The sequence below is a fragment of the Streptomyces sp. NPDC044044 genome (assembly GCF_056434405.1).
This window is the reverse complement of sequence record NZ_JBWKFG010000005.1, coordinates 460508-482044: the sequence shown is the minus strand read 5'-3', so window position 1 is coordinate 482044 and position 21537 is coordinate 460508. Positions and strand designations below refer to the sequence as shown.

Below are 21537 nucleotides of genomic sequence, written 5' to 3'. Positions count from 1 at the left end.
CGGGCATGGGTCCCGCCGCCCTGCGGCCTGCGGCCTGTGGCTCGGCATCGCCGACAACCCGGGGCGGGTCTTCCCTGGGCCCGGCATAGCGCCTCGGAACGCTCCTCCCTGCGGGCCGTAGGGGCTGAACCTGTCCCGCGCTGCGCGCGGATTCTTTCCCGCCCACCCACCCGATTGCCCCGGGGTGATCAGGTGGGTGGGCGGGGGGGGAGATGCCCGCGGGGCGGGATCTTGGGCCGGTGCGCGGGAGACACCCCGGGGTAATGGGCGGGTGGGCGGGAGACATCCGCGCGCAGCGCGGGCCCTTGGGCGGTACGCGGGAGATGCCCCGGGGTGATCGGGCGGGTGGGTGGGGGGCGTCCGCGCGGAGCGCGGGCCCTTGGGCGCCGGTGCGCGGGAGACACCCCCGGGGCGTCCGCGCGGCGCGGGAGAGGGGAGCAGGGAAGAGCCCCGGTGCCGGGGGGGGATGGCACCGGGGCTCAGCTAGTGGATGGCTTCGCGGGCCGCCAAGGCCTAGGCCGCCGCGTCGAAGCCCGTGTCCCGAGCCAACTTCTTCAGCTCGAGAAGCGCATGCTTCTCGATCTGACGGATCCGCTCCCGCGTCAGCCCGTGCTGCTTGCCGACCTCCGTCAGCGTCCGCTCGCGGCCGTCCTCGATGCCGTACCGCATCTTGATGATGGAGGCCGTGCGCTGGTCGAGGCGGCCGATCAGGTCGTCCAGTTCCTCGCTGCGCAGCAGCGTCAGGACGGACTGCTCGGGCGAGACCGCGGAGGTGTCCTCCAGCAGGTCACCGAATTGCGTGTCTCCGCTGTCGTCCACGCCCATGTTCAGCGAGACCGGGTCGCGCGCCCAGTCCAGGACGTCCGTCACACGCGCCGGCGTGGAGTCCAGCTCGGCGGCGACCTCTTCCGGCTCCGGGTCGCGCCCGTGCTTGCGGTTGAACTCGCGCATGACCCGGCGGATCCGCCCCAGCTCCTCCACCAGGTGGACGGGCAGCCGGATGGTGCGGGACTGGTCGGCTATGGAGCGCGTGATGGCCTGGCGGATCCACCACGTGGCGTACGTGGAGAACTTGAAGCCCTTGGCGTAGTCGAACTTCTCGACCGCGCGGACCAGGCCCGCGTTCCCCTCCTGGATCAGGTCGAGCAGCGGCAGACCACTGCGCGGATAGCGGCGCGCCACGGCCACGACGAGCCGGAGGTTCGACCGGATGAAGACGTCCTTGGCCCGCTCGCCGTCGGCGACCAGCGCCTCCAGCTCCTCGCGGGACGCCTTCGCGCCCGCTCCGGAGCTCTCGACCTCGCCGTCGATTATCTTCCGGGCGTACACACCGGCCTCGATGATCTGGGACAGCTCGACTTCCTTGGCGGCGTCGAGCAGCGGCGTACGCGCGATCTCGTCGAGGTACATGCCGACCAGGTCGCGGTCGGCGATCTCCCCGCCTACGGCGCGAACACTGCGTGCCGCGTCGGTCTCGCCGGAGGTGGCGGACTTACGACGGGCGACGGCACGGGTTGCCATGCGTGCTCCCTTGCGTGTGGAGGTCCTGGTCGGCCCTTTTCACGGGCCTCTGTGGTGGAAACCACACCCTTCCGGGTGCCCTGCTTCCGATGGAAACAACGACTGGAATCCGGACAGAATTCCCAAGCCGTGCATCTATTTTCCTGACGTTGCAGTACCCTGTGCCGCCACAAGGGGAGGCCGGATGCCGTCGGAACGTACAGAGGTGCAGGTCAGGCCGGGCGCGGAGGCTGATCTCGCGGCCCTGACCGGCATCTACAACCACTACGTACGTGAGACGGCGATCACATTCGACACGGCCGTCTTCCTGCCGGAAGAGCGCCGCCCTTGGCTGCTCTCCCATCCTGAAGACGGCCCCCACCGCCTATTGGTTGCCCAGGAGCGGGATTCCGGCCTGATCCTCGGATACGCCACCAGTAGTCCTTTCCGAACGAAGCCCGCGTACGCCACCTCCGTGGAGGTCAGCGTCTACTGCGCCGCCGATGCCGCGGGCCGTGGCATCGGCACCCTGCTCTACAAGGCGCTCTTCGAGGCCCTTGAGGGCGAGGACCTGCACCGCGCCTACGCCGGGATCGCCCAGCCGAACGACGCGTCGGAACGCCTCCACGAACGTTTCGGCTTCCGGCATGTCGGCACGTACCGCGAGGTGGGCCGCAAGTTCGGCCGCTACTGGGACGTCGCCTGGTACGAGCGTCCCCTGCGCACCCGGCCCTGACCCGGGTCTTAGGTCCTGACCAGGTCCGCCCTAAGCCCTGACCTAGGGCGCGGCCTAGGCCGCAGGACCGTTACGCCCCGCGCGCAGCCGTCCTAGCGTGCCCGCATGGACGCCACAGCCGACACCTCAGGCACCCTCGACGAAGCCCTCCAGCGCCTGCACGCATCGGGCCCCGAACGGCTCGGACGGCTCACCAACCACGCGCCGATGGCCGTCGAGGCGCTCGCCGCGCACGGCCGCTCCGGTGCGGTCCACCGCTGGCTCGAGCTGTACGCGCCGAAGTTGGAGGAGTACCCGAGCGCGGTCGAGACAATCACCGGCGACACGTGGCGCGAGGCCCTCGGCGATCCGCGCCGCGCCGCGGACTGGATCGCGTACTTCGGCCGGGAGATCGGCGAACGCCCGTGGCGCGACGTCCTCGCCGCGTGGTGGCCGCTCCTGCTTCCGGGCATGTACGGCGGCTCCACCCACCCGGTGATCCGCGTGGGCCACGCGGTGCGCACGCTCCTGAGAGGGGACGAGACCGGACCCCGCCTCGCCGAACTGGCCCATGGCCTCGGCTACTGGGCCGCCCGCCACCACCCCGTCACCGGCGTCGAGCTCCTGCCGCACGAACGGGGAGGCACCGCGGCCGCCGCCCTGGACGCCGTCGAGCCGATCCCGGACAGGGCCGATGGCAGCTTCCCCGCCAGGCTCGGCCGGGTCGTGGGCCTGCCCGCGTGGGCGGCCGGCGTGAGCGACCCGGACGAGGCGCACCGCGGGCTCACCGAGCTGGTGCGCGCGGCCACCCACCGGTACGCCACGCACGGCCACGGCGAGGAGACGATGCTGGTGCACGCGTCGACCGCGCCCAACGCCGTGCTGCGCGCCCTGCCCGCACTGCCCCGCACCCTGTGGGCGCCGAGCCTGCACGCGGCGTGGACGGCGTCGGCCGCCGTGACCTCGATGTACGCCCCGGACGCCCCGGTCGCGTACACGGCACCCGGCACCTTCGCCCCCGAAGAGGTCTTCGAGCGGGCCCTGGCGCACGGCGACGAGCACGTCATCAAGTTCACCGACACGGCACTGGACGTGGGCGACGAGCGGGCCCTGGCATCCGCCCTGCGCGCGATCGAGATCAGCGAGCCGCTGGCCTGAGCCCGAGCACGGCCCGGCCCAACCCGACCCGCCGCGCCGCGACCCGCCTCGCCCCGCCCCGCCTCAGCCGAACTGCACCGACCTCTTGGCCAGCCCCATCCAGAACCCGTCGATCACACTCCGCTGCCCGCCGAGGTCCCCGGAGGCCTCGGCGGCCCCCAGCGTCACGAACAGGGGCGCGAAGTGCTCCGTGCGCGGATGTGCGAGCTCGCCCGCCGGGGACTTGTGCCGGAAGTCGAGGAGACCGTCCACGTCGCCCGCGTCGAGCGCCTCGTGCCCCCACGCGTCGAACTCCACCGACCACGACGGCGTACCGCCCTGGCGCAGCGCCGCCAGATTGTGCGTGAAGAAGCCGCTGCCGACGATCAGCACGCCCTCGTCCCGCAGCGGCGCCAGCTTGCGGCCGATGTCCATCAGGCGCCCTGGGTCGAGGGTCGGCAGGGAGATCTGGAGAACGGGGACGTCCGCGTCGGGATACATCTCGACGAGCGGGACGTACGCTCCGTGGTCGAGCCCGCGATCCGGGATGTCCTGCACCGGCGTACCTGCCCCGCGCAGCAGTTTGCGTACGGAGTCGGCCAGTTGGGGGGCGCCCGGAGCGGCGTACGTGACCTGGTAGTAGTGCTCGGGGAAGCCCCAGAAGTCGTAGACCAGCGGCATCGTCTCCGTCGCGCCGAGCGCGAGCGGGGCCTCCTCCCAGTGGGCGGAGACCATGAGGATGGCCTTGGGCCGCGGCAGCTCCGCCGACCAGGCGCGGAGCTGGTCCGGCCAGAGCGCGTCGTCGGCCAGCGGCGGCGCGCCGTGGCTGAGGTACAGGGCGGGCATGCGCTCCTGGGTTGCGGTCATGGCGGCGCCTCCGAGAACGTACAAGGAACGAGTTGCTTTAACTCTCAAGCTTTCGCTGCGAGGATGACCCTACTCCCGCATTGTTTAAGATTCAAGGAAGGGCTGCGTACAGTGGAGTACATGGACACGGCACCCACTTCTCCCCCCGACGGGGAACCGCGCTGGCTCGACGACGACGAACAGCGCACCTGGCTCGCGTACCTGCAAGCCACCACACTCCTGGAAGACCACCTCGACCGCCAGTTGCAGCGCGACGCCGGTATGCCGCACATCTACTACGGCCTCCTCGTCCAGCTCTCCGTCGCCCCGCGGCGGCGCCTGCGCATGACCGAGCTGGCCAGGAACACCAAGATCACGCGGTCCCGTCTCTCGCACGCGATCGCGCGCCTGGAGAAGAACGGCTGGGTGCGCCGCGAGGACTGCCCCTCCGACAAGCGCGGCCAGTTCGCGATCCTCACCGACGACGGGTACGAGGTCCTGCGCCGCACCGCGCCCGGCCATGTCACCGCCGTGCGCCAGGCCCTCTTCGACCGGCTCAGCCCGGAACAGCAGAAGTCCCTCGGCGAGATCATGGTGATCGTCGCCGAGGGACTTCAGCCGAAGGAGGCGGGGGCGGACCTGCCCTGGCTCCGCTAGGCCTCCCTGTCGACCGACGGGGTCAGTGCGCGACCACCGGGATCCGGATCTCGTCCTCGACACCCTCGGCGTCGCCCGGGCCCGAGGCGGCCGGAGTGCCGCTCTGGGCGCCGGTGTTGATGAGCGCGAAGGCGATCGCGGCGGCGGCCGCCAGGATGCCGACGGCCCACCAGATGGCGCTGGTGTAGCCCTCGACCATGGCCTCGGCCTGCATCAGCTTCTGCGCGGCCGGGGTCGTCGCGCCCGCGGCGTGCGAGGCGACGTACGCGGTCGTGGCGGAGGCGGCGATGGTGTTCAGGAGAGCGGTGCCGATGGCGCCGCCGACCTGCTGCGAGGTGTTGACCATCGCGGAGGCGACACCGGAGTCACGCGGCTCGACGCCGTGCGTGGCCAGCGACATGGCGGGCATGAACGCCGTACCCATGCCGAGGCCCAGCATCAGCTGCGCGGGCATGATCAGACCGGCGTACGAGGAACCGACCTCCAACTGCGTCAGGAGCAGCATGCCGAGGGCCGCGAGCACGAAGCCCGGACCCATGAGCAGCCGCGGCGGGACGCGGGTCATCAGGCGGGCGCCGATCTGCGTGGAGCCCGTGATCATGCCGACGATCATCGGCAGGAACGCGAAGCCGGTCTTCACCGGCGAGTAGCCCTGGACGATCTGCAGGTAGTACGTGAGGAACAGGAACAGGCCGAACATCGCGATGATCGCGAGGCCGAGCGACAGGTAGACGCCACCGCGGTTGCGCTCGGTCAGGACGCGCAGCGGGAGCAGCGGCGACTTGACCTTGGCCTCGGTGAAGACGAACGCGGCGAGCAGGACGGCGGAGCCGACGAACATGCCGATCGTCAGGGAGTCCGACCAGCCGGCCGACTCGGCGCGCGTGAAGCCGTAGACGAGCGCGACGAGACCGAGGGTGGACAGGACCACGCCGGGGATGTCGAGCGGCGAGCGGTTGCGGGAGCCGGCCGGCTCACGGATGACGAAGTAGGCGCCGAGCGCGGCGATGACGGCGAAGGGGATGTTCACGAAGAACGTCCAGCGCCAGTTCAGGTACTCGGTGAGGAAGCCGCCGAGGATCAGGCCCACGGCGCCACCGCCACCGGCGATCGCACCGTAGATGCCGAACGCCTTGGCGCGCTCCTTGGCATCGGTGAACATCACGGCGAGCAGCGAGAGGGCGGCGGGCGCGAGCAGCGCGCCGAACACACCCTGCAGGGCGCGGGCGCCCAGCATCATGGCCTCGCCGGTCGCGGCGCCGCCGAGCGCGGAGGCCGCGGCGAAGCCGATCAGGCCGGTCACGAAGGTGCGCTTGCGGCCCCAGAGGTCGGCTATGCGGCCGCCGAAGAGCAGCAGACCACCGAAGGCCAGGGCGTAGGCCGTGATGACCCACTGGCGGTTGCCGTCCGAGATGCCCAGGTCCTGCTGGGCGGAGGGCAGCGCGATGTTCACGATGGTCGCGTCGAGCACGACCATCAGCTGCGCGAGCGCGATGAAGATCAGCGCTTTCCAGCGCCTGGGATCTGTTTCTGACATGGGAGTAGCCACCTAGCGATACGTGTGGTGAAAAAAGCGACGTAGAAAGACGTGAAGAGGCGCGGGGCTCAGGACTGGCGGAGATCCTCCAAGGTCGCCGACGCACCCGGCAGCTCGGAGCGGGCAGGCGCCATCAGGCCGTCGAGGAACAGCTGCAGATGACGGTGGACGAAACGGTCCATGTTCAGGCACGCGGTGCCGGGCAGCGGCCTGGTGAGCTGGGAGAGGGCGACCATCAGGTCTCCGACGGCGATGTCGGTGCGCAGCTGCCCGGCCGCGCGCGCCCGTTGCATGAGCCCGTCGACGACGGCTTCGAGCCGCTCGCGGGCGTCGACCAGATCCGGGTGATCGGGGTCGAAGGCCGCCTGGAGCATCGGGCACAGGGCACCGATCCGCTCGTCGGCGGAGGCGTGCACGAACCGGCGCAGGGCGTCGAACGCGACACTCGGGTCCGCGTCGGCCGCCGTGATCGCTTCCTCGGCGTGTGCCGAGACGCGGTCGGTGACCAGCAGGACGACCTGGTGGACCAGTTCGGAACGGTCGGCGAAGTGCCGGTAGACCGTGGCGTTGCCGACGCCGGCCCGGCGCGCGACCTCGTCGAGCGGCACATCGGGGCCGAACTCGACGAACATCTCGCGTGCGGCGGCGACGATCCGCTCCCGATTGCGCAGGGCGTCGGCCCGCGGGCGGGGCGTGCGGCGCTGTGCAGCGGTGGCGGTTTCCACGGCGGCTCTCCTCAAGGTGGTGATCAAGCTGACGATCAAGGTGGTGATCAAGCTGGTGACCGAGTCTCGGGACGGTGCCTGAGCCTCGGATGCGCGATGCGGGGAATCACTCCCCGTTTCGCTCGGACACAGGTCTAAACGGGGAGAGAGTCCCCGGATATTTCCCGCCACCCGACTTTCTTCGTGTGACCCGCGTCACGCCTCCGTGCGCGAGAAACCCACGATCGGTCGCACCCAGCGAGCGCCCGCGCACCCTCCGGCACAGGGTGATCGAAAGGGTGCAGCCAGTACCGGCGGCTGCCGCAAGGGGAAGGCCCACGCATGCAGCAGCCGACCTGGAGGCAGATACGCGCAGCCCGACGTGGCGCGGCACTCGCCACGTGCGCCGTCCTTGCCCTCACGGTCACCACATCGGCGAGCACCGGCCGCCTGATGGAGGAGTCCCCCACGGCGGCGGGCCCCGTGTCCCTGGCCCGCGCGACGACACTCAGCCCGTGCATGATCAATGGCACGATGGGCGTCCAGATGTCGGAGGGCGTCCCCACACCCTCCGGATACTCCCGCTCCACCGGCACCGTCCGGGCCCTGAACCTCATGGTCGACTTCTCCGACGCACCCGGCGAGGGCACCGCACTCGACCGCCTCTCGGAGTTCTTCCCGCAGACGTCGGACTGGTTCCGCACCAGCTCCTACGGGCGCCTCGACTACCGCCCCGAATCGCCGATCCCCGACTGGCTGCGGATGCCCAAGAGCTTCAAGCAGTACGGGATAGAGCGCGGCGCCCCCTTCGACCCGGGCTACCGCGATCTGGTCCAGGACATCGTGGCGGCGGCCGATCCGGACGTGGACTTCCGGGAGTACGACCTGGTGAACATCCTCATCACGCCGAACGCGGGCCCTTCCGCGCTCGACACGGTTCTCTCGGTGACCTTCGCGGGCAACACCGAGGCGCCCGTGGCGGACGGCGTCCCGGTCTCCAACGCGTCCTTCGTCTACAGCCGCCAGGACGACGGCTCGGGCAGCTACCGCGAGACCGGCTACCGCGTGCTCCCGCACGAGAACGGCCACGTCTTCGGCCTGCCCGACCTCTACACGCAGGAGGGCGGCGGCGCGGTCGGCCACTGGGACATCATGAGCGAGGACTGGGGCGCCAACAACGACCTGCTGGCCTGGCACAAGTGGAAGCTGGGCTGGCTCGACGACGACCAGATCAGCTGCGCGTCGAACGCGGGCACCACCGAGCACACACTGAGCCCGCTGCCGACGAGCGGCGGTACCAAGCTCGCCTTCGTGCCGCTGAGCACGACCAAGGGGTACGCCGTCGAGGTGCGCACCCAGGGCGGCAACGACGAGGCGGTCTGCAAGCCCGGTGTCCTGATCTACCGGGTGGACGCGGAGGTCGACACGGGCCAGGGCCCGGTCTCCGTCTCCGACTCCACGAAGGACAGCGGCGGCTGCACGCGCCAGCCGAACGTCCACGCGGAACTCTCGGACGCGGCCTACGAACCCGGCGAGACCTTCACGGACAAGAGGACGGGCGTGCGCATCACGGTGACGGACATCGACGCGGAGGGCCGCTACCGGGTGCACGTCACGCGCCCCTGAGGCCGCGGCTCAACCGCCGTTGACCTTGGAGGAGCCCGCGCCGGGCACGGTCTGCTGCACCTGGCGCAGGAAGGCGGCGTTGTCCGGGGTCTTGCGCAGGCGCTCGATGATCGCCTCCAGGTTGCTCTGCGCGTCCCTGCCGTGCAGGGCGCGCCGCAGCCCGCGTACGGCGGTCAACTCGTCGGCGGGGACGAGCAGTTCGTCACGGCGCGTGCTGGACGGGGTGACGTCGACGGCGGGGAAGACCCGCCGCTCGGCCATGCCGCGGTCGAGGCGCAGCTCCATGTTGCCGGTGCCCTTGAGCTCCTCGAAGTAGTAGTCGTCGGCGCGCGATCCGGTCTCCACGAGCACGGTGGCGAGCATGGTCAGGGACCCGCCCTCCTCCGCGAGCCGCGCGGCACCGAAGAGGCGCTTGGGGCCCTGGATGGCGGCGGCGTCGACACCTCCGGAGAGGGTGCGGCCGCCGCTGGATGCCGCGTTGTTGTACGCGCGGCAGAGCCGGGTGAGGGAGTCGAAGAGCATGACGACGTCCTTGCCCTCCTCGGTGAGCCGCTTGGCGCGCTCGACGGCGAGTTCGGCCAGGGCGATGTGCTGCTTGGCGGGCCGGTCGAAGGTCGAGGCGAGCACTTCGCCGCGTACGGAACGCTTCATGTCCGTGACCTCTTCGGGCCGTTCGTCGAGCAGGACCACCATGAGGTGCGCCTCGGGGTGGTTCGCGCTGACGGCGGCGGCGATCTGCTGGAGCAGAACGGTCTTGCCGGTGCGGGGCGGCGCGACGATGAGGCCGCGCTGGCCCTTGCCCACGGGGGCGACCAGGTCGATGAGCCGGGTCGCGACACTGGCGCCGCCGTCGCCCGGCGTCTCCAGACGAAGCCGCTCGCGGGGGTGCAGCGGGGTGAGGTCACCGAACCGTGCGCGCCTGTGCAGGGCTTCGGCGGAGTGTCCGTTGACCCGCTCGACGGAGGTGAGGGTGCGGGCCTTGCCGCAGGTGCCCTGGATCATGTCGCCCGCTCGCAGGCCGAGTCGGCGGATGAGCGTGGAGGGAACCTGTACGTCGTTCGGGTTGGGGAGGCAATCTCCGGTGCGGAGATGGCCGTTGGCGTTGTGACTCACATCGAGGATGCCGGAGGCGGCGACGGCGGGAGCCGTGGTGGTCGCGGTGGTCGTGGTGGTTGTGGTGGTCTTGTTCCGGGTGATGGTCGCGGTACTCATGATGGGGTCCTTTCGCGGACATGCGAATGAGGGGCCCGGCAGGACGGTGTGTTCACGTCCCGTGCGTCGGGCGGAGAAAAGAACTGCAGCAAAGGGCTTCGGAGAAACAGGAATGTCTCGGAGCTTCGGAGCTGCGGGAGCCTCGGTGAGGCGGAAGAGAAGAAGATCGGCACCGGCGCCGCAGAAGACGGCGTACACACGTGCTGTTGGCAAGGTAGCACAGCTTGCGGGCCGCCGAGCGTGACGTGGGTCACCGGAGAACTGCCCGGACCGCACCTGGACCACACCCGGACCGCCCCTGCGACGGCCGCACCCACCCACATGGCGCGCTCCCCGGTTATGTGGGCCGCACACATGGGAACCCCGCACGGCGCACCCTTACGTTTCCGGCCATGACGAGCCCCACTCCCCGCGGTGCCGACCCCGCAGGAACCCCCGTCGGAACCCCCGCAGGAACCGACCTCACCGGACGCACCGCCCTGGTCACCGGCGGCGCCAGCGGCATCGGCCGGGCGTGTGCCGTGGCCCTGGCGCGGGCCGGCGCCTTCGTCCACGTCGTGGATCTGCACGCCGACGCGGCCAAGGACGTCGCCGACGCGATCGACGGCGAGGCCCACGCGGTGGACCTCGCCGATCCCGCGGCGGTGGACACCCTGCCCGCCCGCGCCGACATCCTCGTCAACAGCGCGGGGCTCCAACACGTCGCCGCCATCGAGGAGTTCCCCCCGGAGCGGTTCGACCTGATCCAGCGGGTCATGGTCACCGCGCCGTTCCTCCTGCTGCGCCGGACCCTGCCCCACATGTACGCCCACGGCTGGGGCCGCGTCGTGAACATCTCCAGCGTGCACGGCCTGCGCGCAAGCCCCTTCAAGTCCGCCTACGTCGCCGCCAAGCACGCCCTGGAGGGCCTGAGCAAGGTCACCGCCCTGGAGGGCGCGTCGCACGGCGTCACCAGCAACTGCCTCTGCCCCGGCTACACCCGCACGCCCCTGGTCGAGGACCAGATCAGCGCCCAGGCCGCCGCCCACGGCATCGCCCCCGAGCAGGTCCTCACCGACGTACTGCTGCGGCGCTCGGCCACCAAGCGGCTGATCGAGCCCGAGGAGATCGCCGCCGCCGCGCTCTGGCTCTGCGGCCCGCACAGCGGCTTCGTCACCGGTGCCTCGCTGCCCCTGGACGGCGGCTGGACCGCCAGCTGAACAACCCCCGCTCCCCCAGCCCCACTTCACGTCCCGTCGAGCAACGCCCCCATCGAGCAACGTCCCCATCGAGAAACGGATCACGCCATGGCAGCCGCAACGCCGCGTGCCCAGGGCAAGACCCCGGGCACGCCAGGTATCGCCCGCATCATCAGCGCCAGCCTCATCGGCACCACCATCGAGTGGTACGACTTCTTCCTCTACGGCTCCGCCGCCGCCCTGGTCTTCAACACCCTCTTCTTCCCCGACAGCGACCCCCTGGTCGGCACGCTCCTGTCCTTCCTCACCTACGCCGTCGGCTTCGCCGCACGGCCCCTGGGCGGCGTCGTCTTCGGCCACTACGGCGACAAGATCGGCCGCAAGAAGCTCCTGGTGCTCAGCCTGATGATGATGGGCGGCGCCACCTTCGCGATGGGCCTGCTGCCCACCCACGCCACCCTCGGCGTCGGCGCCCCGATCCTGCTCACGGTGTTGCGCCTGATCCAGGGCTTCGCGCTCGGCGGCGAGTGGGGCGGTGCCGTCCTGATCGTCTCCGAGCACGGCGACGACAAGAACCGCGGCTTCTGGGCCTCCTGGCCGCAGGCCGGTGCCCCCGGCGGCAACCTCCTGGCCACCGGCGTCCTGGCGCTCCTCGCCGCCGTCCAGTCCGACGAGGCGTTCCTGGCCTGGGGCTGGCGCATCCCGTTCCTGCTCTCCGGCGTGCTCGTGATCATCGGCCTGTGGATACGGGTCTCTGTCTCGGAGTCCCCGCTGTTCCTTGAGGCACAGGCCCGCGCGGAGGCCGAGGCCGCCAAGGCCGGTCCTGCCGCCGCCAAGCAGGACGCGCCGGTCGTCGAGGTCTTCCGGCACAACTGGCGCGGCGTCCTGACCGCCATCGGAACGCGGCTCGGCGAGAACGTCTCGTACTACATCCTCACGGCCTTCGTCCTGGTCTACGTCACCGTGCACCTGGAACTGCCCAAGAGCACCGCCCTGAACGCCGTGCTCATCGGCTCCGCCGTGCACTTCGTGACGATCCCGCTGTGGGGCGCGCTCTCGGACCGCATCGGGCGCAGGCCCGTCACCCTGATCGGGTCGATCGGCATGGCGGCGTGGGCGTTCGCGTTCTTCGCGCTCGTCGACAGCAAGTCCTTCGCCGTGATCACCCTGGCGGTCACGGTCGGGCTGCTCCTGCACGGCGCGATGTACGGGCCGCAGGCCGCCTTCATCTCCGAGATGTTCGACACGAAGGTCCGCTACTCCGGGGCCTCGATGGGCTCGCAGCTCGCGTCCATCATCGGCGGCGCGCTCGCGCCGATCATCGCGGTCGAGCTGCTCAAGGACTTCGACTCCGCGACACCGGTGGCGCTGTACGTCTGCGTGACCGTGGTGATCACGACGCTCACCGTGCTCGTGGCGAAGGAGACCCGGGGCCGCTCGCTCGCCGAGCGGAGTGCGGCTCCCGGGGATTCCTCCGCCACCGCACCCTCGGCGACAATCTCGACCTGACCCGCACCATCCCGCTCCCGGAGGCGACCCGTCGTATGCCAAGGTCCTCAGACGCCGCCCACCGGGAGCAGGCGTGCGTCGCCCTGCGCGAGCTGCTCGACCTGCTCGCGCGGGACGCACCGGCCGAGCAGTTCGCCAAGCCGGCCGCCGCGGCCCGCGCGGCCGGGGCGAGCGGCGCCGAGCTCACCGTCGTCGACGAGGCCACGCAGACCGCGCTGCGCGTGCGCCGCACCCTGAACCAGCACCAGCGCAGGGAGGCCGAGCTCACCGCCCTCTTCGACACCGCGGGCGACCTCGCGGCCCTCCGTGATCTGGACGCGGTGCTGCGCGCCATCGTGCACCGGGCCAAGCTGCTCCTCCGCACGGACGTCGCGTACCTCTCCCTCAACGACCCGGTGGCGGGCGACACCTACATGCGCGTGACGGACGGCTCGGTCTCCGCCGCGTTCCAGAACGTGCGCCTGGGCATGGGCGAGGGGCTCGGCGGTCTCGTCGCCCAGACCGCCCGCCCGTACGCCACCGTCGACTACGAGATCGACACCCGCTTCCAGCACACCCTGACCATCGACAGCGCCGTACTGGAGGAAGGCCTGCACGCCATCCTCGGCGTGCCGCTGCGGCAGGGCACGCACGTCATCGGTGTCCTGTACGCCGCCGACCGCACCGCCCGCGCCTTCACGCCGGACGAGGGCGCGCTGCTCTCCTCGCTCGCCGACCACGCGGCGATCGCCATCGACAGCGCGCGCCGCATGGAGGAGACCAGGGCCGCGCTCGTCGACCTGAACGAGGCGTCGCAGACCATCCGCGCGCACAGCGAGGCCATGCTCCGGGCCGAGGACGCGCACGACCGCCTGACCGATCTCGTGCTGCGCGGCGGGGACTTCGCGGAGGTCGCCACCGCCATCGGCGCGCTCCTGCGCGGCGGCACCCTCATCCACGACGCGGACGGCACGGAACTCGCCCGCGTCGACGCCGACCCCCGTACGCCCCCGGCCAAGGCCGTCGCCGCATCGCGCGCCAGCGGCAGGGCCGTCCCCCTCGACGGCACCTGGGTGTGCGCGGTCCTCGCCGGCCCGGAGCTCCTGGGCAGCATCGCCCTCACCGGCCGTGCCGACCTCGGCGAGGCCGACCGCCGTCTCTTCGAGCGCGCCGGGGTCGTCACCGCGCTGCTCCTGCTCCTGCGCCGCTCGGCCGCCGAGGCCGAGGACCGCGTACGCGGCGAACTCCTCGGCGACCTGCTCTCCCTGTCCGGCACCCCCGGCCGCCTCGCCGCGCGCGCCCGCCGCCTGGACGTCGATCTGGCCCTGCCCCACTCGGTGTTCGTCGCCCACAGCGATGCGGCGTCCCGCAGGCTCCTGCTCTCGTCGGCCGCCCGCGCCGCCCGCACCCGCCACGGCCTTTCGGGCCTGCACCACGAGCACGTGGTCCTGGTGCTCCCGGCCGACGACACCGGCTCCCGCGCCCGCGCGCTCGCCGCCGAACTCACCCAGGCCGCCGGGGCCCCGGTCACGGTCGGCGCCGCGGGCCCGGCCACCGGCCCCGAAGCCCTCGCCCAGGCCCACGCCGAAGCGCTGCGCTGTCTGTCCGCCCTGCGCGCGCTCGGCCACACCGGCCAGGGCGCGGACCTGCCCGACCTCGGCTTCCTCGGCGTACTGCTCGGCGACGACACGAACCTCGTCGCGTACGTGCGCCGCACGCTGGGCCCGGTCCTGGACTACGACACCAGGCGCGGCACTGAGCTCGTCCACACCCTGCGGGCCTACTTCGCCTGCGGGATGAGCCAGTCCAAGGCGAAGGACTCGCTCCACGTCCATGTGAACACCGTGGTCCAACGCCTCGACCGGATCGGCCACTTGCTCGGCGCCGACTGGCAGTCCCCGGAACGCTCCCTGGAGATCCAGCTCGCCCTGCGCCTGCACGCCTACACCTGGGCGACCGCCTCGCCCTGATCCTCGGTGGCTTCCTCGCCGGTCGCGGTGGCGGCCGGTACGAGGAAGGTGGCGACGAGCCCGAGGACGACGAAGCCCGCGGCGACATAGCCGCCGAGCGCGACCCCGTCGGTCATCGCCGAGCGTGCCGCGTCGGCGAACGACGCGGTCTCCGGGCGGTCCGCGAGGGGCCCGATGGCGGCGCCCGCGCTGTCGGTGACGGCACCGGTGAGCTGGTCGGCCTTCCCGGACGGCAGCCCGGCATCGCTCAGCCTGTCGCGCAGATTCGCGCTGAGGGTGGTGAAGAAGATGGTGGTCAGGGCAGCGATCCCGAGTGCGGAACCGAGCTGGCGGAAGGCGCTCTGGATGCCGGAGCCCTGCCCCGCGCTCTCGTGCGGCACCTCGGCGAGGACCACATTGGTGACCTGCGCGGTGGCGAACCCGACGCCGATTCCGTACAGGAAGAGCATCAGGGCGACCGCCCACCACGAACTGTCCGGCGCGGCGATGAACCCGACCCCCGCGAGCCCGACGACCTCCAGCGCGAGACCGATGCGCACCTGCCCGAGCGCCGGGACCTTGGCGGCCAGCGGGAAACTGGCGCCGGTCGCGACGAAGCTGCCGATGGCGATGGGCACCAGGGCGAGCCCGGCCTCCAGGGCGCTGTAGCCGAGGGTGAACTGCAGCCACAGCGGGAGCACCGCGACGATGCCGAACTCTCCGAGGCCGATGATCAGGGTCGCGATGTTGCCGTTGCGGAACGAGGCGATCGAGAACAGCCGTACGTCCATCAGGACCCGTGCGGAGTCACCGGCCCGGCTGAGCGCGATCTGGCGCCGGACGAACGCGAACAGCGTTCCGGCCGAGAGCACGAGGGCGACCAGCACGGGCGAGGGACCGCTCCCCCAGCTGACCCCGAGAACGTCCAGCGGCTCGATGCTGACGATCCAGCCGTACGTACGCCCTTCGACGAGCCCGAAGGCGAGCAGTCCGAGCCCCAGTGCGGAGAGCACCGCACCGGCCACGTCCAGCCGCCCCTTGGTCCGCGGCGAGGGAGCCATGTAGAGCAGTACGCCCGCGGCGACGAGGACGGACAGCGGCACGTTGATGCCGAACGCCCAGCGCCACGAGACATGTTCGGCCAGCCAGCCGCCGAGCAGCGGGCCGAGCGCGGCGGCAGCCCCGATGGTCGAGCCCCAGATGGCGAAGGCCTGGCCGCGCGCCTTGCCGGTGAAGGTCGCGTTCAGCAGGGAGAGCGAGGTCGGCAGGATCATCGCGGCGCCCGCGCCCTGCAGGAAGCGGGCCAGGATCAGCGGCCCGCTGCCGGGCGCGAGACCGGCGAGCACGCTGGTCGCGCCGAAGACGACGACACCGGCGACGAAGATCCGGCGGGCGCCGAAGATGTCCGCGAGGCGCCCGGTCAGCAGGAGCAGCGCCGCGAAGACGATCGCGTACGACTCCTGGATCCACTGCGCCTGGCCGGAGCTCGCGTCCAGGTCCTCGATGACCGAGGGGACGATCACGTTGACGATCGTGGTGTCGACCACGATCAGGGCGACGCCGAGCGCGATGGCGATGAGGCCGAGCCATCGGCGGGCGGGAGCAGCGGTGGTGGACGGGTCACGCATCGTTGATACCTCCATGGTGAAGTAATTCCACGGTGAAGGTAAATTGAGGCCGGTAAGTTGTCAAAGCACGAGCCCGCCGAGCACGGCGAGCACGACAGCCGGCAGAAGAGAGGGCGGCGCGGTGGCGACGGAGGAACCGACACCCGGCGAGGTGACGGCGCAGCGCGAGCGCCTGATGGACGGGCTCAGGGGCTACGGCGAGCGGTACAACGAGCTCAGCCGCCGCTTCGCCGTCTGGCTCGGCCTGCACTCCACGGACGCGGACGCCCTCCTGGAGATCGTCACCGCCGAGGACAACGGCACCCCGCTCTCCCCGGCCCGTCTGAGCGAACGCATCCTGCTCTCGTCGGGGGCCACCACCGCGCTCCTGAACCGCCTCGAAGCCGCGGGCCACATCGACCGCACCCGCGAGCACACCGACCGCCGCGTCGTCACGCTGCACAGTCGGCCGGGCATCCGGGAACGCGCCGACGAGTTCTTCACGCCGCTCGCGGGGCGCATGGACGCGACGATGGCCCAGTACCCGCCCGAACTCCTCGCCCGCTTCGAGACGTTGCTCGCTCAGCTGCGGACGGCGATCGACGCGGACCTCGCGGAGCGGGACCGCCCCCGTTCCTGAGGGCAGGACCGACGGCAGGACCGACGGCAGGATGGCCGGCAGGACTGCCGGTCAGGAGCGTGCCTTCGGGTCCGGCCGCCGTGGCGCGGGGCCGCCGGTCCGCGTGGTGCGCATGGCCCCTTCGAGTGCCAGTCTGCGCACCGAGGACTGCAGCGCGTCGCCCAGCAGTGCGACCACCACCGCCCGTTCCGCCCGCTCCCGCGGGTCATGGCCGTCGGCGACGTACCGGGCTTCCACGCGCGCTGCTCGCTCGCTCGCCTCCGCGTAGGCGTCCAGGGCCTCCACCGCCAGTTCCGCGTGGCCCAGGCTCCCCGAGGCGAGGGCCGTGGCGATCAGCTTCCGGACCTCGGGGTCGGCCGGAGAGATCAGCCATCCCCGGCGGGTGAGGGTCTCCAGGACCACCGTCCGAGCCTGCTCGTGCTCGGGGCCGTGCTCAGGCTCCGGCTCCGGATCCGGCTCGTGCTCACGAAGCGCGCGGAGCACACCGAGGGTCGTCACGTCCGGCGCCGTCATCGCCACCAGGACGGCGCGCACCCGGGCGAGCGGGACCCCGCCCAACTCGCTCAGCGCGCGGACGAGCCGCAGCCGGTGTTCGTGGTGGGGGCCGTAGGTGGCCTGGTTGGGGCTGGTGAGGCTGCCCGGGGAGAGCAGGCCCTGGCGGAGGTAGTACTTGATCGTCGGTATCGGCACGCCGACCCGACGGCTGAATTCGCCGATGCGCAATTGCCCCACCTCCGCCCGATCCAGCACTCCGACCTCGCATGACAGATCCCGCACGACGGCGGCCGGATACATCCGCACGCCGGTGTATCCGCGACGCCACGGCACGGATCTCTCAGTGCAGTGCCGGAACGGATGACGGGGGATGGGTGGCGTGGCGACACAGATCGCAGTCGGGGTGGACCTGGTCGAAGTGGACCGGATCCGCAGGCTCCTTGCGGACAACCCCGCCGCGGAGGAGGACATCTTCACCGGCCGCGAGCGGGCCTACTGCGCCGCCAAACGCAATCGTCTCGCCCATCTGGCGGCGCGGTTCGCCGCCAAGGAAGCCGTCCTGAAGGCGCTCGGCACCGGGCTCGGTCCCGGCACCCGCTGGACCGACGTGGAGGTGGTCAACACCCCGCTCGGACGCCCCCGGGTGCGCCTGTCCGGCGGGGCCGGGGACCGGGCGGCGAAGGCCGGGGCCTCCTCGGTCGAGCTCTCGCTCTCGCACAGCGGGGAGTACGCCATCGCCCACGCCGTGATGTTCCTAGACGAAGGATGACGATGCGTTTCCATCTGATCGACCGAATCGACGCCTGGGATGCGGGGCGCACCATCAGCGCCCGCAAACTCACCTCCTGGCTCGAGGACTTCTGGCGCCACGAGGGAAACGGCCCCCAGATGCCCGAGCCGTTGATCCTGGAAGCCCTCTGCCAGGCCGGGACGTGGCTGATCATCGCCACCACCGGGGTACGACAGCGCGCCGCGCTCCTCTCCGTGGACGGGGTCTCCTTCCATGAGCCGGTGCGCCCCGGCGACACCCTGGTCCTCGAGGGGACGGTCGAGTCCATGGGCGAGGAGACCGCGGTCCTCTCCGGCACGGCGTCGGTGAACGGCAGGACCGTGATGAAGGCCGAGGCCGTGATGTGCGCCCTGCTGCCCGCCGAGGATCTCGAGGACCCCGAGGACACCCGTCGGATGCTGGAACGCCTCACCCGGGTACCGGCCGGCGGTGGTCGCCGATGAACGGCACGCAGCCGATGCGGCGGGTCGCCATCACGGGGGTCGGCGCCGTCACCCCGCTCGGCAACAGCGCCGCCGAGACCTGGCAGGGCCTGGCCGAAGGCCGCAGCGGCGTGAGCGCCCTGGAGACCTTCGACGCCGCCGCCTTCCCGGTACGGATCGCCGGCCAGGTCAAGGGCTTCGACCCCAGGAGCGTGGCACCCGCCAAGCAGCGACGCCACCTCTCGCGTGCCGCGCTGTTCGCGCTCGCCGCGGCCCAGGAAGCGCTGGCGGACGCGGGCGAGGGCTGGGACACCGCCGACCCGTACGACCGCGGGGTGGCAGTGGCCGGCACGGTCGGCAGGCCGGAGCTCCAGGAACTGGTCGACATGTCGCATCAGTTGAGCACCAGCGACTACCACGATCTGTATCGCCAGGCCCCCGGTGACGTACTGCTGCGCAACCAGAACGTGGGGGTCGCCGCCGTCGCCGGGGCCGGAAACTGCCGCGGACCCATGGTCGGCATCTCCACCGCCTGTGCGGGTGCCGCGCACGCCATCGGCGAGGCCTACCGACGCATCCAGGAGGGTGAGTGCACCCAGATGCTCGCCGGCGGCTTCGACGCGCTGACGACCTGGATGGACGTACTCGGCTTCTCGCTGCTCGGCGCGATCACCGACCGCTGGAACGACGAACCGGAGCGGGCATCGCGCCCCTTCGACTCCGACCGCTCCGGCTTCGTCCTCGGTGAGGGCGCGGTCATCGCGGTCCTGGAGGACTGGGAGAGCGCGGTGGCTCGCGGTGCCCGCATCCATGGCGAACTCGTCGGCTACGGCTCGACGTTGAACGCCTACCGCATCACCGACTCACCGCCGGACGGCGGCGGCGCGATCTCCGCGATGCGGGACGCGATGGCGGAGTCGGGCATCGGCCCGGACGGCGTCGACTACATCGCCGCGCACGGGACGTCCACGCCCGGCAATGACGCCAGCGAGACCCTCGCCATCAAGAAGCTCTTCGGGAAGCACGCCCACGAGCTGTGCGTGAGCTCCCCCAAGTCCATGACGGGCCACCTCACTTCGGCGGCAGCGGGCGTCAATCTGATCGCGGCGCTCGGCGCCATCCGAGAGGGCCTGGTGCCACCGACCATCAACCTCGACCGTCCCGATCCCAAGCTCGATCTCGACTACGTGCCGAACAAGGCCGTGCACCGCCCGGTGCGCGCCGCTCTGGTCAACGCCTTCGCGTTCGGCGGCACCAACGCCTGCTTCGTGGTCAAGGCCGCGACGGGCGAGGGACCGAGCGAAGTACCGAGTACGGGACCAAGTGCGGGACCGAGCGAAGGAAAGGCAGCATGACAGCGTTCGACGAGGTCCTCGACGTGGTACCGGGCGACCGGGCGGTCGCCGTCCGCAACGTCCCCGGCACCCTGCACGTCTTCGCCACTCACTTCCCCCGGTTTCCCGTCCTGCCCGGCGTGCTCATCCTGGACGACATCGTCCGGGCCGCCCGGCTCGCCGCCCCCCGGCTGCCGCGAGGCTCCCGCTGGGTGCTCGCCGAGGCGCGGCGGGTTCGCTACCGCCATTTCGCCGAGCCCGGTGACCGGCTGGAGATCAGCGTCAAGGTGACCGAGGCGACCGAGTCGTCCGTCACCTTCAAGGCGGCGGTCGGCGTGGGCGGGCGGGACATCACCACGATCCGCCAACTCCGCCTGGAAAAGGGCGAGGTGACGGCATGAGGCGGGTCGCGGTCACCGGCATCGGAGTACTCACGGCCCTGGGTGACGGCCGGGTCGAGACCTGGAAGGCGCTGCTCGACGGGCGCAGTGGCATCGGGCCGATCCAGGGGTACGACCCCGCGTCGCTCTCCACCCGGATCGCCGCCGAGCTGCCGGACTTCAAGGCGACCAGGTACGCCCCTCGCAAGTCCCTGCGGATGACCACGCGCAATGACCAACTCGCCATCGCTGGAGCCGCGTTGGCCGTCGAGGACGCCGGGCTCGAACTCGGGGCGGCGGGGTACGACCCGGAGCGGGCCGGGGTGTTCGTCGGCGGCAACAAGGAGATCTCCAACCCGGAGCATCTGCTGACCGGCAGTCTGGCGGGCCGCCGCGAGGACGGCAGGGCGGATCTGCGGCAGCTCGGCGAGCGCGCCTCGTCCGCGTTCTATCCGCTGTACTTCGTGGAGGGCCTGCAGTCCGCATCGCTCTTCCATCTCTCGCACGCGCACGGCTTCAAGGGCGCCAACTCCTACTACCACGGCACCGCCGACGCCGGAGTGACGGCGCTGGCCCGGGGCTTCCGCTCGATCCGCCACGGCGAGTCCGACGTGGTGATCGCCGGTGGCTTCGACGATGCCGCGTCCTGGTGGGTGATGTCCAAGATGGACGGCCTCGGCGTGCTCACCACCCACAACGAAGCGGGCGCGGGCGCCTTCCGTCCGTACGACCGGGAGCGCAGCGGCTCGGTGCTCGGCGAGGGCTCGGTCTTCCTGGTCCTCGAGGAGTGGGAGTCCGCGCGCCGCCGCGGCGCCCATGTGCACGCGGAGATCGGCGGCTTCGGCGCGACCCAGGACCCCGACCTGGTCACCCCGCACCCGGACGGCGAGCCGCTGGCCGCCGCAGTGCTGCGGGCCCTGCGCGAGGCCGAGGTGGACGCCGCCGACATCGACTACGTGGCCGCCCACGGATGTGCGACGCGGCTCGGCGACCGGACCGAGGCGCGGGCGCTGACCCGGGTCTTCGGCCACGACTCCGCCACGGCCGCGGGCAGCGTCAAACCGGCGACCGGGCACCTCGTCGCGGGCGCGGGGGCGCTCAACGCGGCGGTCTGCGCGATGGCGATCGACGGCTCGGCCCTGCCGCCGACGCTGGGCCTCGAGCGGCTCGACCCGGAGTGCGCGGGGATGGACTGGGTGGCCGGCCAGGCCCGCGAGGGACAGGTGCGGCACACCGTGGCGATCGGCCGCGGTCTTGAAGGGCAGCAGACGGCGCTCGTGCTGAGCGCCCCCACCGAGCAGGCTCACAGGGGGAATTGAC

General features: G+C 71.5%; 20 protein-coding genes. 13 read left to right on the top strand and 7 right to left on the bottom strand.

The annotated features are described in order from the left end of the window. Positions 1 to 513: 513 nt before the first annotated feature. Positions 514 to 1521, bottom strand: coding sequence for a sigma-70 family RNA polymerase sigma factor (locus AC07AG_RS21475; protein ID WP_478756721.1), 1008 nt, complete (start codon positions 1519 to 1521; stop codon positions 514 to 516). A 184-nt stretch (positions 1522 to 1705) separates the two neighbouring features. Here AC07AG_RS21475 and AC07AG_RS21470 point away from each other — a divergent pair, with 184 nt between their 5' ends. Beyond that, positions 1706 to 2236: an N-acetyltransferase family protein gene (locus AC07AG_RS21470; protein WP_478756719.1), complete on the top strand. Its 531-nt coding sequence runs from the start codon at positions 1706 to 1708 to the stop codon at positions 2234 to 2236. A gap of 105 nt (positions 2237 to 2341) precedes the next feature. Beyond that, positions 2342 to 3373: a questin oxidase family protein gene (locus AC07AG_RS21465; protein WP_478756718.1), complete on the top strand. Its 1032-nt coding sequence runs from the start codon at positions 2342 to 2344 to the stop codon at positions 3371 to 3373. A gap of 63 nt (positions 3374 to 3436) precedes the next feature. Here the strand turns inward: AC07AG_RS21465 and AC07AG_RS21460 are convergent, their stop codons facing one another. Next, positions 3437 to 4219 carry a dioxygenase family protein gene (locus tag AC07AG_RS21460; RefSeq protein WP_478756716.1) on the bottom strand — a complete coding sequence of 261 codons (783 nt, stop codon included), beginning with the start codon at positions 4217 to 4219 and terminating at the stop codon, positions 3437 to 3439. 120 nt (positions 4220 to 4339) lie between these two features. Between AC07AG_RS21460 and AC07AG_RS21455 the strand changes: the two genes are divergently transcribed. After that, positions 4340 to 4855 carry a MarR family winged helix-turn-helix transcriptional regulator gene (locus tag AC07AG_RS21455; protein WP_361049289.1) on the top strand — a complete coding sequence of 172 codons (516 nt, stop codon included), beginning with the start codon at positions 4340 to 4342 and terminating at the stop codon, positions 4853 to 4855. 22 nt (positions 4856 to 4877) lie between these two features. Here the strand turns inward: AC07AG_RS21455 and AC07AG_RS21450 are convergent, their stop codons facing one another. Both AC07AG_RS21450 and AC07AG_RS21445 read right to left on the bottom strand, forming a co-directional pair. After that, complete coding sequence (locus AC07AG_RS21450; protein ID WP_478756714.1) at positions 4878 to 6392, bottom strand: MFS transporter; 1515 nt, start codon at positions 6390 to 6392, stop codon at positions 4878 to 4880. A gap of 68 nt (positions 6393 to 6460) precedes the next feature. Then, a complete protein-coding gene (locus tag AC07AG_RS21445) occupies positions 6461 to 7117 on the bottom strand; it encodes a TetR/AcrR family transcriptional regulator (protein WP_249589366.1) in 657 nt (218 codons plus the stop codon). A gap of 321 nt (positions 7118 to 7438) precedes the next feature. On the opposite strand from AC07AG_RS21445, the gene AC07AG_RS21440 reads away from it, so the two are divergent. Next, positions 7439 to 8722 (top strand): M6 family metalloprotease domain-containing protein, encoded by a 1284-nt coding sequence (locus tag AC07AG_RS21440; protein ID WP_478756711.1) that lies wholly within the window; start codon positions 7439 to 7441, stop codon positions 8720 to 8722. Positions 8723 to 8731: 9 nt separating this feature from the next. On the opposite strand, the gene rho is transcribed toward AC07AG_RS21440, so the two are convergent. Beyond that, positions 8732 to 9934: a transcription termination factor Rho gene (rho, locus tag AC07AG_RS21435; protein ID WP_478756710.1), complete on the bottom strand. Its 1203-nt coding sequence runs from the start codon at positions 9932 to 9934 to the stop codon at positions 8732 to 8734. Positions 9935 to 10326: 392 nt separating this feature from the next. Here rho and AC07AG_RS21430 point away from each other — a divergent pair, with 392 nt between their 5' ends. From AC07AG_RS21430 to AC07AG_RS21420, 3 genes are all read left to right on the top strand, one after another. Continuing rightward, positions 10327 to 11133: a 3-hydroxybutyrate dehydrogenase gene (locus AC07AG_RS21430; RefSeq protein WP_478756708.1), complete on the top strand. Its 807-nt coding sequence runs from the start codon at positions 10327 to 10329 to the stop codon at positions 11131 to 11133. An 87-nt stretch (positions 11134 to 11220) separates the two neighbouring features. Beyond that, complete coding sequence (locus tag AC07AG_RS21425; protein WP_478756706.1) at positions 11221 to 12621, top strand: MFS transporter; 1401 nt, start codon at positions 11221 to 11223, stop codon at positions 12619 to 12621. A 35-nt stretch (positions 12622 to 12656) separates the two neighbouring features. Then, on the top strand, positions 12657 to 14570 hold the full coding sequence (locus AC07AG_RS21420) for a helix-turn-helix domain-containing protein (protein WP_478756704.1): 1914 nt from the start codon (positions 12657 to 12659) through the stop codon (positions 14568 to 14570). On the opposite strand, the gene AC07AG_RS21415 is transcribed toward AC07AG_RS21420, so the two are convergent. Further along, on the bottom strand, positions 14543 to 16177 hold the full coding sequence (locus AC07AG_RS21415) for a DHA2 family efflux MFS transporter permease subunit (protein ID WP_478756703.1): 1635 nt from the start codon (positions 16175 to 16177) through the stop codon (positions 14543 to 14545). The genes AC07AG_RS21420 and AC07AG_RS21415 overlap by 28 nt on opposite strands. A 175-nt stretch (positions 16178 to 16352) precedes the next feature. Here AC07AG_RS21415 and AC07AG_RS21410 point away from each other — a divergent pair, with 175 nt between their 5' ends. Continuing rightward, the gene (locus AC07AG_RS21410; protein ID WP_478757065.1) at positions 16353 to 16796 is read left to right on the top strand and encodes a MarR family winged helix-turn-helix transcriptional regulator; all 444 of its coding nucleotides are present in this window, start codon (positions 16353 to 16355) and stop codon (positions 16794 to 16796) included. Positions 16797 to 16847: 51 nt separating this feature from the next. Here the strand turns inward: AC07AG_RS21410 and AC07AG_RS21405 are convergent, their stop codons facing one another. Further along, a complete protein-coding gene (locus AC07AG_RS21405) occupies positions 16848 to 17519 on the bottom strand; it encodes a MerR family transcriptional regulator (protein ID WP_478756701.1) in 672 nt (223 codons plus the stop codon). A gap of 151 nt (positions 17520 to 17670) precedes the next feature. Here AC07AG_RS21405 and acpS point away from each other — a divergent pair, with 151 nt between their 5' ends. The 5 genes from acpS to AC07AG_RS21380 are packed head-to-tail and all read left to right on the top strand — an operon-like array spanning position 17671 to position 21536. Beyond that, the gene (gene acpS, locus AC07AG_RS21400) at positions 17671 to 18060 is read left to right on the top strand and encodes a holo-ACP synthase (protein WP_361049269.1); all 390 of its coding nucleotides are present in this window, start codon (positions 17671 to 17673) and stop codon (positions 18058 to 18060) included. 2 nt (positions 18061 to 18062) lie between these two features. After that, positions 18063 to 18524 carry a hotdog domain-containing protein gene (locus AC07AG_RS21395; protein WP_478756699.1) on the top strand — a complete coding sequence of 154 codons (462 nt, stop codon included), beginning with the start codon at positions 18063 to 18065 and terminating at the stop codon, positions 18522 to 18524. After that, positions 18521 to 19858, top strand: coding sequence for a beta-ketoacyl-[acyl-carrier-protein] synthase family protein (locus AC07AG_RS21390; RefSeq protein WP_478756698.1), 1338 nt, complete (start codon positions 18521 to 18523; stop codon positions 19856 to 19858). Before AC07AG_RS21395 ends, AC07AG_RS21390 begins: the two co-directional genes overlap by 4 nt. Continuing rightward, a complete protein-coding gene (locus AC07AG_RS21385; RefSeq protein WP_361049263.1) occupies positions 19855 to 20238 on the top strand; it encodes a 3-hydroxyacyl-ACP dehydratase FabZ family protein in 384 nt (127 codons plus the stop codon). Before AC07AG_RS21390 ends, AC07AG_RS21385 begins: the two co-directional genes overlap by 4 nt. Then, the gene (locus AC07AG_RS21380; RefSeq protein WP_478756696.1) at positions 20235 to 21536 is read left to right on the top strand and encodes a beta-ketoacyl-[acyl-carrier-protein] synthase family protein; all 1302 of its coding nucleotides are present in this window, start codon (positions 20235 to 20237) and stop codon (positions 21534 to 21536) included. The genes AC07AG_RS21385 and AC07AG_RS21380 overlap by 4 nt, the downstream gene beginning before the upstream one ends. The last annotated feature ends 1 nt before the right edge of the window (position 21537 follow it).